The following is a 14,894-nucleotide window of genomic DNA, read 5'->3' on the forward strand; positions in this document are numbered from 1 at the left end:
AAAATTCATGAAACGGAGGTATTTCAAATGAAAGAGATATGGAATTGGATACAGATAGCCATTGCCGCTGTCGGTGCTTTTCTTGGGTGGTTTCTCGGTGGGTTGGATGGATTCCTTTATGCGCTCATAGCCTTTGTGGCCATAGATTACGTGACCGGAGTGCTCTGTGCCATTGTAGATAAAAAGCTATCCAGTGAAATCGGTGCAAAAGGCATCTTCAAAAAGGTACTTATTTTTGCAATGGTGGGTGTAGCCCATATCCTTGATACGCAGATACTGGGTAGTGCTGGAGACAATGGTGGCGTACTTCGGACTGCAGTAATCTTCTTCTACTTGAGCAATGAGGGTGTTTCCATTTTGGAGAATGCAAGCCATATCGGGCTTCCCATACCCGAAAAATTCAAGGAGGTTCTAAAACAGCTGCATGGCCGTGATGATGAACCTCGTAAGCCGGGTGATGAAAATGATTGATTTAACTAAAGCATCAACAGTGTTTATCGGCAGACGCGGCGAACACAACTTTCGTAATCTTGAGTTTGATGTTTCGAGCTTGCTGGATGGCACATACCCCGGAGCCGCCTTAACTGCTATATACTTTGCGATCTGAAGTTTACCTACCATCTATATCCCACTTCTCTTACAACAGACATAAACACTTGAATTGTGAGGTGATCATAATGAATTTGCACAAGTTAATACTTACAAATAACGCCTGCTACAAAGCAGGTAAAACGATAATCCCTAAAGGAATTATGGTGCATTCCACTGGAGCAAATAATCCGTGGCTGAAACGTTATGTCGGCCCGGATGACGGTTTGCTTGGTAAGAATCAGTACAATAACCATTGGAATCAGGATAAGCCCGGAGGACGGCAGGTCTGTGTTCATGCCTTCATCGGAAAGCTGGCGAACGGAACAGTCGCCACATATCAGACCTTGCCGTGGAATTATCGAGGCTGGCATGGCGGCTCCGGTTCAAAAGGCTCAGTCAACGATACTCATATCAGTTTTGAAATTTGTGAAGATGGCTTGACTGATGCTGCTTACTTCAATGCTGTATATAAAGAAGCAGCTGAATTATGCGCCTATCTCTGCAAAGAGTACAAGCTCGATCCAATGGCAGATGGCGTGATCATTGGGCATTACGAAGGGCACAAGCGTGGTATCGCCAGTAACCATGCCGACCCCGGGCACTGGTTTCCTAAACACAGGAAGTCAATGGATACTTTCCGTGCCGAAGTTAAAAAGTTGCTATCGGTAACAGAAGTGACTACCACCACCGATCCAAAGAAACTGTACCGAGTTCAAGTCGGTGCATACTCTGTCAAAGCAAATGCTGACGCCATGCTCAAGAAGGTTAAGGCGGCAGGATTTAAGGATGCTTTCATTAAATATTCGTGATAACTATTATCAAGCCCGCGGAGTGTAAAAACTCTGCGGGCTTTTTTTATTTATAGGTGTATAAAACGCTCCACTTTTCTCCGTATAGCGAGGAGGTGGTTTCTCATGTTCAATGAACAGAAACTTGAGTTAATGCGTTGCCCTATTGGCGAAGGGCTGAAAATCGATGGTGAAGTGAACGCTACTCCGCATGAGCAAATGCAGCGCGAAGTTGATTATGTGAGAGCACAGCAAATACTCACTTCTATGCTTGAGAAAGATTTAATTACCTTGTCGGAATTCAACAAGATAACCGAATTAAATCGCAAAACTTTCTCGCCGCTATTAGCCGAGATTATGCCTTGAAATCGTTGATATAACTTCGTTTCAGAGGTAATATGTCACACTGACTAAGGAGGTGAGAATTTGAAAAAGGTAACGAAAATTGCTCAAAACAAGACCAATTTAACCGAACAGACTAAGTTGCGGGTTGCGGCCTACTGCCGTGTATCTACCGACAGTGATGAACAACTCGAAAGTCTGGATGCTCAAATAAAGCATTACGAATCCTACGTCAATGCAAATCCTGAGTGGGAGTTCGCCGGGCTCTATTATGATGAGGGCATCTCCGGAACAAAAAAGGAAAAGCGGCCTGAATTGCTTCGAATGATTGCAGACTGTGAAGACAGAAAAATAGACCTCATTGTAACGAAGTCTATCAGCAGATTTGCTCGAAATACAACCGATTGTCTTGAACTGGTCAGAAAGCTACTTGACCTTGATGTTTTCATTTTTTTTGAGAAAGAAAATATTAACACCGGGTCAATGGAAAGCGAACTCATGCTGTCAATCCTGTCTGGACTGGCCGAAAGCGAATCGGTCTCCATCTCCGAGAACAACAAATGGTCGATTAAGCGCAGATTCCAAAATGGTACATATAAAATATCTTATCCGCCTTACGGCTACGACAATGTGGATGGAGAAATGGTTATCAATAAGTCTCAAGCTAAAATTGTCCGCTTCATCTTTGCCGAGATTTTGTCCGGCAAGGGTACCCACAAAATTGCTAATGAGTTGAACAGACGAAAGGTACCGACCAAAAAAGGCGGTCGTTGGACATCAACGACTATACGCGGGATGGTTAGTAATGAAAAGTACACAGGTGATGTCATTTTTCAAAAGACCTATACTGATGAGTACTTCAACCGCCATAACAACAATGGAGAAAAAGACCAATATCTAATTCGAAATCATCACGAGCCGATTATCAGTCATGAGGATTTTGAGACCGCACAGGATATTATTGATCAGCGTGCTAAGGAAAAAGGGCTGGAAAAGCAAAACACAAAGTATCAGAACCGTTATTCCTTTTCAGGCAAAATCACCTGTGGCCAGTGCGGTGGCACATTTAAACGCAGAAGTCACTCAAGCGGAAGACATCGAATCGCTTGGTGCTGCTCCACTCATATCGCAAACATCAAGAAATGCTCTATGAAGTATGTGCCGGAGTCTGCTATTGAATATGCGTTTGTTACCATGATGAACAAGCTCATTTTCGGACATGCAGTTGTTCTAAAACCATTGTTAGTCAGTCTGCGTGGGATGAGTTCCGATGAAACACTGGAAAACATACGTGCGCTTGACAAGAAGCTTGAAGAAAACACAGAACAGCGAAATGTCCTGGTTGGGCTGATGACCAAAGGCTATCTTGAGCCTGCCGTTTACAATAAGAGCAATAACGAATTGTTGCAAGAGGCAGAACGGCTACGCCGCCAAAAAGAATCCATAACGCGATTCCTGAATAATGACTTTCAAAACCTAAGTGAGGTCAGCGCTTTGCTGCAGTATGCTACCAAAGCATCAATGCTAACGGGTTTTGACGGTGAACTGTTTAAACGTTATGTGGAGAAAGTTCTTGTTTATTCTCGTGAAGAAATCGGATTCGAACTAAAATGCGGAATTACTCTAAAAGAAAGGCTGGTGAGGTAAATGAGTCATACACCATTCGGCTACCGTATTGAAAACGGAAAAGCCGTAATTGATAAAGAGGCTGCAGAACAGCTTAAGACCTTGTTTGATTCTTATTTGTCCGGTGATTCGTTAGCTACGGCCGCAAAAAAAGCGGGTATTAAAGCTTTCCATTCCGGTATCGGCAGGATGCTACGAAATACCCGATACTTCGGTGATGAGTTTTATCCGCCGATTATTGACAAAGACACTTTCAACACTGCCGAGGCGGAACGAATTATGCGGGCGGAAAGACTCGGCCGTACCAAAAAGTTTAAACAAGAAAAAGAGGTCGTCTATCCTACCATCTTTCGCATGAAAGAAGGAACAGAGAAACTCGACGACCCCTTCGGGCAGGCGGAATACGCCTACAGTTTAATTGAAATGGAGGTGAACAAGAATGGCAGTCAGTAAAAATGTCACCGTGATTCCGGCAAGAAAGCATACTCGCAAGAGCAAGGACGAGGAAAAACCGAAACTCCGCGTTGCTGCTTACTGCCGTGTTTCCACAGACAGCGATGAACAGGCTACCAGTTACGAAACGCAGATTGAACATTACACCGCCTACATACAAGGGCATCCTGACTGGGTGCTGGCGGGAATATTTGCGGACGACGGCATCTCGGGCACCAACACCAAAAAGCGTGAGGAATTCAACCGGATGATTGACGAGTGTATGGCTGGTAATATCGATATGATTATTACAAAGTCCATCAGCCGATTTGCCCGAAACACACTGGACTGTTTGAAATATATCCGTCAGCTCAAGGAGAAAAACATTCCCGTATATTTTGAAAAAGAAAATATAAACACCATGGATTCCAAGGGCGAAGTTCTGCTCACGATTATGGCATCCCTCGCCCAACAGGAAAGTCAGTCATTGAGCCAGAACGTAAAGCTGGGGTTACAATATCGCTACCAACAGGGTGAAATTCAAGTAAACTGCGCTCGGTTTCTCGGCTATACAAAGGATGAAAACAAGCGTCTCGTAGTCGTGCCCGAGGAAGCTGAAATCATCAAGCGCATTTACCGAGAATACCTTGAGGGTGCCAGTATGCTGAAAATCGCTCGCGGTTTGGAAGCAGACGGTATCCTTAACGGTGCGGGCAGGGAACGCTGGCATACAAGCAACATAAATCAGATCCTGCGAAACGAAAAGTACATCGGCGACGCTCTTTTACAGAAAACATATACGGTTGACTTCCTAACAAAAAAGCGGGTCAAGAACAACGGTATCGTTCCGCAGTACTATGTAGAAAATAGCCACGAAGCCATCATCCCGCGTGAAGTTTTCATGCAGGTGCAGGAGGAACTTGTTCGCCGCCGTATCGTCCACACCAGCCCGAACGGAAAGACCAGAACCTTCAGCAGCAATCACTGCTTTGCTCAGATAGTCATCTGCGGCAACTGCGGTGAAGTGTTCCGCAGGGTGCACTGGAACAACCGTGGTAAGAAATCCATCGTCTGGCGCTGTGTCAGCCGATTAGAAAACACCGGCCTTTTCTGCGATGCTCGCACGGTACCGGAAAGCACAATCGAGCAAGTGCTTGTCACCGCTATCAATCAGGCACTTTGCGATAAAGATTCTTTCTTCTCAACTCTACAGGATAACATTGCCACCATCATTACTCGTGAAGGTGACAAAGTCTTGGCAGATATCGATAAGCGGCTGGAAGAACTTCAAACGGAACTTCTGAAGCTTGCCACCTCCAATGCCGATTATGATAAAGTCGGCGATGAGATTCATCGACTACGTGACCAAAAGCAAAAGCTACTTCTTGAAAGCGCTAACCGAGATGAGCTCAAAAAGCGCATAACTGACATGAGCGTATTCCTCAAGAAGCAATCCACCGCCCTCGCCGAATACGACGAGCAGCTTATCCGGCGGCTGATTGAAAAGGTCACCATCTACGAGGACAAATTCACCGTGGAGTTCAAGTCTGGATTAACGGTGGATGTGGAGGGATAAAAGGCCAATAATCAACCTTAATAAATTGTAACGTGGAACGCTAACCTTTACTTTATATTATAAACATAATGGGAAGCTTAACAGCTTTCACGCTGCCTGTTGGAGGATTTCCTTTTGTATGTTCAGATAGTATTTAAGGTCGTCTGCGGTCTTGGCCTTGAAAGACTTTGGACGATTGATTAACTTTACATTGAAGCTGTTGGCCTGTGCCAAACGGATAGTGTAGTCAAAAATATAGTGGATCAGCTCGCTGAGTTGCGATGCTGGTATGTGAAGGTCGATACTCTTGTTCGGATTATGTTTTTCGATTTTCTCGATGGCTCCAATCAAAGCATTAAGCTCCTCTATGGTAAGCTTTCCATCCCGTGCTACATCAAGATAGTCTTGAAGTGCTACTCCGAACTGCTTTTCGAGCTCACGCTGCTTCCGATGGGATACATAGCTGATTGTACCAACTACTGCTCCACCTATAATCAGGACTCCACCAACAACGAACGTTCCTTTCTTATGCTCCCGGATGAAATCAATGGCTTTGCTTGCACCTTCTTTAGCAGCATCAGCAACCGCAGGGATGTGTTTGACAACCCGTTTGTTATTAATATTTTTTGCCATGCCGCAGAGTTCCAATGCTCCTGCCTTGACACCAGCATACGTTTTTTCATCAATATTCAGGTAAATGGGTACAACCGGCATAGTCTCAGCTCCTTTACAGATTATTTGTCTGCTCTTTGAGTTCCTTTACCAGAGCATAACTTTAACATAATGGGAAACCTAAAGGTTTCATTTTCCTTTTCGTTCTTGGAATTGTTTCATCATGCCGACTGAGCGAGCGAATGCATGTTGGTAACACTGGCTAATCTGTTTTTTGTTTATTGAGGTAATGAAACCGATTTCTTTGCACGCATCCAGATCAATTAGTTGACAATCCTGATTTGAAAGTACTCCAAAGTAGGCTGACGGATGGACAGCACTTAAGAGCAGCTTTGGCGAAATCGGATAATAAACTATAGTAGTCGGCTTTATTAGGCCATTGGTAAATGGACGGGCGTTTTTCGTAATACTATTGATGAACATGACCGGGTTATCACTGGTTATGAATTCCATATTTCCTTGTATTCGATAGACAAGAATATCTCGGTTGCAAAGAATTCCAGCATATTTTGCAATTCTCTCCGAATCTAGCGTAACGTCCATAACCGTTCGCTTGAAGTAATATTCATCACTTGCGAATGCCTCAAGCAGCTTATTTTGTTCATTGTTAAGCGACCCAAACAAGGTTTTAGCTTTATCTATAGCTTCCGGCAGATAATCTGCATAAAGCTTTTGCTCATACTCTCGGCTTTGCTTTCCACGAAGTAGCTGTACAACCATAATAACCGCAAGCTGTGCCTTTTCTGAGGGACTTATAACGGTTGCTCCATTTTGTACTAAAATATTTGTTTGAGAAATTAACTTTGTTAAAAGCTTCCCCATAAGTGGCTCTATACCAGAAGCATAGGCGCGTTCCCAGCAATAGGGATCATCAAGTTTTTCCAATGTATAGAAATCATTTTCTACACCTACAGCACGAACTCCAGTCGTAAATATCCGGTGTTCACGCTTGTCCATCACTGCAATACAACCGTGTAAATCACAGAAGTTCCTCAAATACACCTTGGGAACATGATGCTGTCTGGTAGGCTTGTTTTTTCCGATCTTTTTCACCTCAATTCTGCTCCTTTTTACTCACTGTTTATCTATATAAGCGGCGCATGAGGGACAGAATCCGTGCTCAACCGAATCCGCATCTACCAATTCGCCGCAACGTTCACATTTCACCAGTTCATTTTCATATCCACAATAACAGCACCGACTTATAGGTAGGAAAGTTTCATTGATGGATACGCCAAACTTTCCACATTGCTCACATGGAAAGTCAGCGACAAACTGTACTGCACCCTTGTTTTCGTATGCAAGCGCGTCCAACTTTGCTGGATAAGGATTCAAAGACTCAATGGCAGCAAACAATTCATCTCGAAAATCGTCCAGTTCTGAAGTATCATACTCAGAACTATCGGTGGCTACCATAATGCATTCTTCACCTTCACAGCCATCTCCATTATGAAAACGGACTTCTGCCTTACAGACGTCTTCTCCAGTTCCGTTTTTTAGAACTATATAACATGTGCTGTCTTCACCGAGGTCATCATCGATAGAATACTCCGCTATAATTTCAATTCTTGCACTGCCATCCTCCACTGCCGGGCATGATATCGAGAAAACGATCTCCCCCTCAGTGGGTGTGGTGAAATCGGAAATTTCATAACAAACATCTAAATGATACCGTTGAAAGACGGCATCGAAAAGTTCATGCAGAACTTCATCAAACCAGTATTTGATTCCTTTTTCGTCCAGTATATCCATCCCGGTTTCGCTCGCTAGTCGATCACGATAATACTCGCGCTTGTATTCAGCATCTTCATGTTCCACTTCCCATGTTTGAAGTACTTCGTCTGATGTTTCTTCAAGCTCAAACTTAGCATCAGCTGATAAGATGAGGGAGTCAAATACCTTAAAATCCTTAAGAATTATCTGATAGGAACTCCATGACAACACTTTACTATGGGCAATATGATTCCGATCTTCAATGAAGTCGTGGGCTGCCGTTTTGAAGGCAATTGTATCATCAATGTATGGGGCGAAAAGATCATCCCATATTTTTTTATCCACAGTTCTTCGAGCTTTAATGTAATCAGCTATAAAACTACCTGCGACTTTTTGTTTGACTCCCAGCTCCTGAACCTTTGTATAATCCTCTCGGCTCAGAATAACATCCTCCTTGAATATAATACCATCAAATATAACCCCTAACAAAGTTTCAAGCGTCATAGAGAGAAAATCCGTGTTGATGTTGTCAAACTCTGGAACACGCTGGATGAACTTTTCCGTCAGATTCTTTACCGATTCAGCATTTTTTTCTAATCCGGCTTTATTTATCCAGTTAACACCAAGGAAGTGAATAAGTACTTTGCTTGCGAAAGCCCTCAGGTTATTTTCAACTATGAATGCCTTCTCAAAGGCTTCTTTACACAGAATAGCCGATTGCTCATCCTCAAGCCAAGTGCATACTTGCCAATCAACGAGAAGTCGGTTTTTCAGCGCAATTTTAAGATCTTCAAGCTGTTTGTCATAACACTCCGTTTCTGGCGCCGTGATGGTGATTTCCAGACGAGCCACTTCACCGTTATAGGTGTTAATAGCGAAGGAGACATTGTATTCCAAACCAACTGTTGAAGAGAGTGTGAACATCTCATTTGCAATGCGCTCACGAGAGCCAAGGTATTTCTGATTTGCACATTCTGATGGGGTGAGGACTTTAAGCACGTCCGCTACAACGGTCTTGCAGTAAACATCACCATGGTAATTCTCTTCTCGGAATTCTCCAAATTCTTCGGAATGCTTCACCGTCCATGTATACAGATGATTCATATTCTTAATTCCGTCCATTGAAAAACATATACGCATTCTACTGTTCGCCTCTCTTTCCCCCATGCTATTTGTTTATTGATCTTTTGATGCTATTACCTAAAAAACGTTTGACTTTTTCAGACGCATAATTTCGCCAAATTGCTATAACAAAGTAACTGTATCGGATTTCATTTTAACATCCAACCTGACCACACAACCTCAAAAAAAATCCGAAAAAACATCTAAATCGTCCACTCGCGAAGGCTGACATCTAACCTGTACACTCACCGAGCACTGACATCTAACCTGACCACTTAACTATCAAATACTGCCTTTCTGGACTTGTTCCCGCGAAGCGAAAAAATCTCGTTTTCGCTCAATGGGTTTAGTGCCCATATGTTCGAAAAGCCTTGATTTATAAGGCTTTTTCACACCCTCACTCTTTCACCCTTGACATCAAAACTACCGTCTCAACATGGCTCGTTCTCGGAATATATCGACCTTTAACCATCACACCATGAATTCGTTTAGTTAATAATTTCACCTTTGTTTTTAGTTGTTTTTTCACGCCAATTTCGTTGCTCAGTAGTTGTCAGTTTCGTCCACTCTGTTTCTTCACCAATAATTCTTAAAGGTTCTTTCGTTCGATAAGAACGCGTTAAGTTACCAGGGAATTTTTTGTCAGTAACATTGGGATCGTTTTCAAATTCACCTGTTGGTTCTATTATATAAATGCGTTCTCTTCCTTCTCCTTTTGCTAATGCTGCGGCAATTCCCGCACCATTGACATTAGCAGTGAAATAAATATGGTTCATTGTAAGCCCGGGTTTGTAATTTGAAATTCCACCCGCTGTTAGTAAATCACCAACTTTCAAATCTGCCTTTGTCCCATGGTAAAATGGCCCTACATCAGAAGGTGTCCCTTTAGCTGAATTTGACAATTCATAATTTCTTTTTGCATTCTCAGAATCACCCAACTCCTCATAACATTTGGCAACGTTTAAATATAACGTTGGATATGCGCTTTTAACACTAACCTCATTTATCTTTTGTGCACACTGTAGAGATGTTTCCATCCATTTTATTTTTTCTTTTATACTCTTTTGTAGACGAGCTATATGATAAGCTGCAATAAATCTTTCATAATCGTCCGTTGCTTCGTACCATGCTTTATGGAACATCGTGATTGCATCTTCAATGTTTCCGCTGTCCTCCAATCCCATCCCACTCATGCAGAGTTTAATAATAGCGTTATTGGGATCAAATTTTATATCCATCTATTTTTACCTCCATATTACTTGATTGTTGTTTTTATCCGGAAATCGACTTAGCAAAGATCTTCTCAATTGGCTTGCCTTTTGTTGACATGAGGCTTATGATAGATACTTTTTACGTGACCTGCTGGAAAAGTTCCCCAATAATTTAGTTAACCTGCCGCAAATGCAAATAATAGTTCAACGCTTTGGCAGATGAATAAACGAATTAGATAATAATAGAAAAAACGAGCAGCATTCTAAAATCCTGATAAGGTATAATAAATTTCGCAAATTGGGAAACCCGTCGAAATCGACGGGTTTGACACCGCGCAAACTTGTGCGGCTGCTTGTTTTAAAGTGGAGCCGATGGGCGGATTCGAACCGCCGGCCTGCTGATTACGAATCAATAATGGGGGTATAAAAGGCAATAAAAGCAAATCAATAAATACTAATATATCTCCTAAACGTCGGCTTTTGTAAGCAATAATAAATACCCGTCTGTCAAAGCCGAAAAAAGTAAAAAAATAAACCCGGTAGCAATTCGGTAGCAAAATACTAAACCAGCAAACGCCGAATATCAGCATACTGGAAGCTATTTTTGTAGCAAACCACTAATCTTAATAAATTCAATCCTTAATTACTTCTAAAAACTACCTAAACATATCGCGCGACTTTTATCACGCGCGCGTGACATGCGCGTGATATACAATTCTTAACCCTAATCTATTCATAAAGCATCCTACAGGGAAAACATATTTTCCAAAGCACGAATATTGAAACCTCGCAAGTTCCCTCTTTTGAACTATTCGGATTTTCCGAATAGTTGCCAAGTGTTTTAATTGACTGTCATCATATATGTTTTTAACATTTAAAAATTATAAACCCTGATCCGGCTTTCTACTCTTCAATTTCTTTGATTCCTTTGGCATTTTTGGAGGTAACCACTTTCTTGCCGGTCCTTTGTTCGATTTCCCGGCGGGCATTTCCGGCTACAGTTCCGCCTTGCCGGGCTATTTCTTGATTATCTGCAAAGCTCTGCGGCTCTTTTTCTTTTGATATTTCGGTGGTAGTCGCTTCTGCCAGCATATTCAGCACCAATTCCAGATTGGTCATATTGTCGCGCAGGTTTTCCTTCGTTAACGATTTTAAGCGCTTATATTCTCTGGTGTTATGACCAGACCAGGCTTTAGTAATTTCATCGGTCAGGATGGCATATTCCAGGCCCTTTTTTACACCTCTGTTATCCCATTCATCAGTCAGTTCTTTGCGTACCTCGATGCTTTTCAGTCGTTGATTGATCCATGCATTGGAATAACCTTTTTTAAGATAAGTTTCCAAGGCACGGTCAATAGCCAGCTCAGGATCAGCCGTCTCATTGATGCGCTCATTGCCGACCTGGGCCAGCCACATTTTAAACGGTTCAGCATTTGGTGAAGGAATGGATTGAATAAGCCTTAAAATCTGTTCGGTATCAGCCACATCGGTATTACGCATTTTCCCATCTGCGGCAATCATTTTCAAAGCGTGACAATTCGTCACACTTTCATTTCCTTCCTTCTTCAGACGCTCTTTTAGTTTACGCCAATATGCCGATGGATTAATACTTTCGGTCAAAACTGCAATTACATCCACAATTGAAAAAAACCACTTCTCCTGTTCATCATCCCACAAAACGCGAATTCTTCGATCGTTAAATAGTCTGATGGTGTTGTCCTGAGTCATTTCATTCCTCCCCACCTTTCTGTCTCTCCATTTCCCTTTATATAGTAGAAAAGCCCTTCAGAAGAACGGCAGTAATACTTCAATCCCTCAATAATCTAGAAGATGACCATTCAGGAATAAATCACGCAAACTTTCTATTCGGCACTTGGATATGTATCACATTTCTCTCTTCTCCAAGGATTGTCTCTGGAAAAGCATCATTAAATTGCCTTATCTTTTCGCAGAACTCTAAATAAGCAGTATTATAGAAATTCCTTAGAATAAAGCTGATAAAAGTTAATGGAGTTAAAGGCGAACTGACAGGAATGCGACAATTAGCATATTGTCCTAGCGTTAAATGAGAAAGCGGATGATCAAGTTCTACTGTGACTCCCTCTCGGGAATCATAATCAAATCTCAGCGGAAATGGGACAACATTTTTCTTTATGATATCAGCATACATCTCATCATTTTCATATATTTCAGGGTTGTTCTGGTATTCCTCCAAATTGGGCGATGGATAAAATGCTAGTCGGTGGCTACTTAAATCACCATTTATAAAGCGGTACGACATTTGTATCAATGCCCCATCAATCATTTTCAGATTATAAGCTTCAACACGTTCCAATTCATCATATATTTCTTTATAAGGCAAGTTTTTCAACACAATGCTTAAGTCATTATCATGACTGAAACCAATTTCCTTAGTATGACCAGCCGTATCCCTTATTGAAGGGAAGTTTTGGTGGTTACAAAGACTTAAACTAATTAAATCTTCAGTAAGCTGTTGCACTTGGTTACGAATACTCTCAGGTGTAGGCATTATTCGCCCTCCTTATTGAGATATTCGCGAAGCCTTTTCACTTGATCCCGACCCAGGTCCTCAACGAAAATTTTACCAGACTCAAGATCCTCAATAAGCCCTATAAGCTCATGTTTCCCCCTCTTTATTCTACGTTTCTCTTCGTCGGTCATATCCCGATTGATGATATTCATATTTTTCCTTTGCTCACTTGTAGGATAAGTAAATTTTAATTGGAAATTATTTTCTCTAACCTGATTGAACTCTTCCACTAACTTTTCCATTTCATTACCAAAACCTAAAACACGGACCCATGCTTTACTTCGAGTAATTGCCGTAAAAAGCTGATTCCTCACGGTAGCTAAATTACCGAAGGAGGAATAACAATCCTGGGCGTTAATAATATAAACCATTCCTGCCTCATTACCCTTGGCACGATAAATACCTGTAAAAGTCACTGAATCCATTTCAGCATTGGAAAACACATCGGGTGAGGTATCGACTCCAGCTAGATGAGTGTTTATGTTTCTCTCGAAGAGACTAGCCCGAATCGGCCCCACAACTTTTCGAGTAGACAATGGGTCTGGATTTATTACTATAATATCATCCGGAAGAAACTCTTCTTTTTCCAGATTATCAGCAATTGCATTTGCTACCCATTCATCCTGTTCTTGTTGTGAGCCAAAGCAATGAAACTGAATTAAATCATCAATCGAAGAGTGGGCTTCCAGAAAATTGGGGCTGCTCTCTTCCGTTCGTGCTAATGTAACTTCACACCCATCATCCAAGTCCCCATCAATTGCCACATACCCTACATCCAACCAGAGTGACTTTTGATCAAATATCTGTACTAATCCTGTTCCAATTTCAGGATCAGATTTCCGGTATATGCCGAATCCTAATGCATGCGCAGTTGCTAGTACAGGTCGCGAATTTCGATAGCATTTCTCCAGTATTATATCTTGTTTTGGTTTCCCTATTTGCGGAGTTGAGAACCGTACGCGTGGTGTACCATCTGGCTTTTTACCGAACAACTCCTCTGGCGATGGCATCGACTGTGAATTTAAGACCTGTAGTTCATCATATGCATACACTAGCCTTTTCTCATCATTTAAGAGTTCATAACATAACCGTAAAAAAGCCGGCGGAAAATCTTGCGCTTCATCCACAAGTATTGCGTCATAAATTGGAATAGGAGTTTTCATTTCACTCACGGCTTGCTGGCATGCTCCTTCGAATTCCTTGCCCTGTCCAAATTGATTTTTGGCAGAACCATAATCATAGTACTCCAGTCCGTGAATTTGGCAAATGAATAATAAACACCGTTGCGTTGGCCCCCTCCTGGAGCTCCCCAAGCATGAATTATATGTAAATTATCCCAATCAGGCTCTTCGTTGGTTTGTTCAATCGTAAAGGTGTTTATTAATTGCTTGAACTGACCTTTAAGTGAACGAGTATTGAAAGTAATGGCGATCTTCCAATCAGGATGTTGGGCATGTAGATATGCGGCTTTAAGGGCTAATACTATTGTCTTTCCTGAACCGGCCAGACCACGGATACGTTGTACCCCTTCCACTGTCTCGATTACAGCACGTCCCTGTAAGTTATCAAGATTGGCGATGGAATCTTCTAATTGTTTAAGCTTAGCACCTCTCGAATTTTCCTGTTTTATATCTCTTTTCCTGCGATTCTTTCTAATTGTAGAAATCGCCTGAATTACAGCCAATAATTGCTGATACACAGCAGAGTCATCCCATTTTATAGTTTCCAACCATTGTTCTAAATTGGCTTCATTGCATACCTGATACCATTCTTGAGAAAAATTTGTAGCATCATCTCTAGCCGGTGCAAATGTCACAACATTTACTAATGGTATCAGTTTCCTTCCGTTCATGAGGATTTTGTAGCTCCGCAGTTTGGCTTCTAATTTATTAACGCTATCATCCTGAGTTTCACGGACTTCCAATATATCTCGACCTTCAACTATATTGAAGATGACCAGCCCTTTTTCCCTGGATACCCATAGAGCATCTATCGGGAAAGGCCCTTCTGCCGTACCTATGATTGGATAACCAATATATAGATATCCTTCATAATCAGAACGATTAGCAAAAAAATCTGCAAGTCGTTGACTAGCTATGGGTTTCTTATTTGTACCCTGAATTATGTTGATCATACCAAACCCTCCAAACACCACATTAACGTTTTTTTATTAGGTTGAAAAGTCGATAATAAAAAATATCACAAAAAAGCATTTTTATTGTGTAGCAATCATTAGATCGTTTGATCTCTAAGTATATGGATATCATATTATCACAGCAATAAATCTGGTG

General features: G+C 41.8%; 15 protein-coding genes and 1 tRNA gene. 7 read left to right on the top strand and 9 right to left on the bottom strand.

Annotation, left to right across the window (positions count from 1 at the left end):
- The first annotated feature begins 27 nt into the window (after positions 1-27).
- The 7 genes from AAV90_RS04960 (at position 28) to AAV90_RS04985 (ending at position 5,355) form a co-directional block, all read left to right on the top strand.
- On the top strand, positions 28-471 hold the full coding sequence (locus AAV90_RS04960; RefSeq protein ID WP_046495101.1) for a phage holin family protein: 444 nt from the start codon (positions 28-30) through the stop codon (positions 469-471).
- Positions 464-607 (top strand): hypothetical protein, encoded by a 144-nt coding sequence (locus tag AAV90_RS14875; RefSeq protein WP_157609460.1) that lies wholly within the window; start codon positions 464-466, stop codon positions 605-607. The genes AAV90_RS04960 and AAV90_RS14875 overlap by 8 nt, the downstream gene beginning before the upstream one ends.
- 70 nt (positions 608-677) lie before the next feature.
- On the top strand, positions 678-1,400 hold the full coding sequence (locus tag AAV90_RS04965) for an N-acetylmuramoyl-L-alanine amidase (RefSeq protein ID WP_046495099.1): 723 nt from the start codon (positions 678-680) through the stop codon (positions 1,398-1,400).
- Positions 1,401-1,505: 105 nt separating this feature from the next.
- Positions 1,506-1,745 carry an SHOCT domain-containing protein gene (locus AAV90_RS04970; RefSeq protein WP_479725399.1) on the top strand — a complete coding sequence of 80 codons (240 nt, stop codon included), beginning with the start codon at positions 1,506-1,508 and terminating at the stop codon, positions 1,743-1,745.
- A gap of 60 nt (positions 1,746-1,805) precedes the next feature.
- The gene (locus AAV90_RS04975) at positions 1,806-3,368 is read left to right on the top strand and encodes a recombinase family protein (protein WP_046495097.1); all 1,563 of its coding nucleotides are present in this window, start codon (positions 1,806-1,808) and stop codon (positions 3,366-3,368) included.
- A complete protein-coding gene (locus tag AAV90_RS04980; protein WP_046495094.1) occupies positions 3,369-3,800 on the top strand; it encodes a serine integrase family protein in 432 nt (143 codons plus the stop codon).
- A complete protein-coding gene (locus AAV90_RS04985) occupies positions 3,787-5,355 on the top strand; it encodes a recombinase family protein (protein WP_046495092.1) in 1,569 nt (522 codons plus the stop codon). Before AAV90_RS04980 ends, AAV90_RS04985 begins: the two co-directional genes overlap by 14 nt.
- An 87-nt stretch (positions 5,356-5,442) precedes the next feature.
- On the opposite strand, the gene AAV90_RS04990 is transcribed toward AAV90_RS04985, so the two are convergent.
- The 9 genes from AAV90_RS04990 to AAV90_RS15385 form a co-directional block, all read right to left on the bottom strand.
- The gene (locus AAV90_RS04990) at positions 5,443-6,048 is read right to left on the bottom strand and encodes a hypothetical protein (protein ID WP_046495090.1); all 606 of its coding nucleotides are present in this window, start codon (positions 6,046-6,048) and stop codon (positions 5,443-5,445) included.
- Positions 6,049-6,135: 87 nt separating this feature from the next.
- On the bottom strand, positions 6,136-7,059 hold the full coding sequence (locus AAV90_RS04995; protein ID WP_046495087.1) for a DUF4238 domain-containing protein: 924 nt from the start codon (positions 7,057-7,059) through the stop codon (positions 6,136-6,138).
- 21 nt (positions 7,060-7,080) lie between these two features.
- Positions 7,081-8,643, bottom strand: coding sequence for a hypothetical protein (locus tag AAV90_RS05000; RefSeq protein WP_157609459.1), 1,563 nt, complete (start codon positions 8,641-8,643; stop codon positions 7,081-7,083).
- A gap of 686 nt (positions 8,644-9,329) precedes the next feature.
- The gene (gene arr, locus AAV90_RS05005; protein ID WP_046495083.1) at positions 9,330-10,079 is read right to left on the bottom strand and encodes an NAD(+)--rifampin ADP-ribosyltransferase; all 750 of its coding nucleotides are present in this window, start codon (positions 10,077-10,079) and stop codon (positions 9,330-9,332) included.
- Positions 10,080-10,416: 337 nt separating this feature from the next.
- A tRNA-Ser gene (locus AAV90_RS14880) sits at positions 10,417-10,530 on the bottom strand.
- Between the two features lie 425 nt (positions 10,531-10,955).
- Complete coding sequence (locus AAV90_RS05015) at positions 10,956-11,780, bottom strand: BRO-N domain-containing protein (RefSeq protein ID WP_046495078.1); 825 nt, start codon at positions 11,778-11,780, stop codon at positions 10,956-10,958.
- Positions 11,781-11,901: 121 nt separating this feature from the next.
- Entirely contained in the window at positions 11,902-12,582 is a 681-nt protein-coding gene (locus tag AAV90_RS05020) for a DUF2290 domain-containing protein (RefSeq protein ID WP_046495076.1), read from the bottom strand.
- Complete coding sequence (locus tag AAV90_RS15380; RefSeq protein WP_242847462.1) at positions 12,582-13,766, bottom strand: DEAD/DEAH box helicase; 1,185 nt, start codon at positions 13,764-13,766, stop codon at positions 12,582-12,584. Before AAV90_RS15380 ends, AAV90_RS05020 begins: the two co-directional genes overlap by 1 nt.
- A 5-nt stretch (positions 13,767-13,771) precedes the next feature.
- Positions 13,772-14,737, bottom strand: a complete 966-nt coding sequence (locus AAV90_RS15385) for a DEAD/DEAH box helicase (RefSeq protein WP_242847458.1) — start codon at positions 14,735-14,737, stop codon at positions 13,772-13,774.
- Positions 14,738-14,894: the final 157 nt, after the last annotated feature.

It is taken from the genome of Syntrophomonas zehnderi OL-4 (genome assembly GCF_000983115.1).
Lineage (GTDB): Bacteria > Bacillota > Syntrophomonadia > Syntrophomonadales > Syntrophomonadaceae > Syntrophomonas_B > Syntrophomonas_B zehnderi.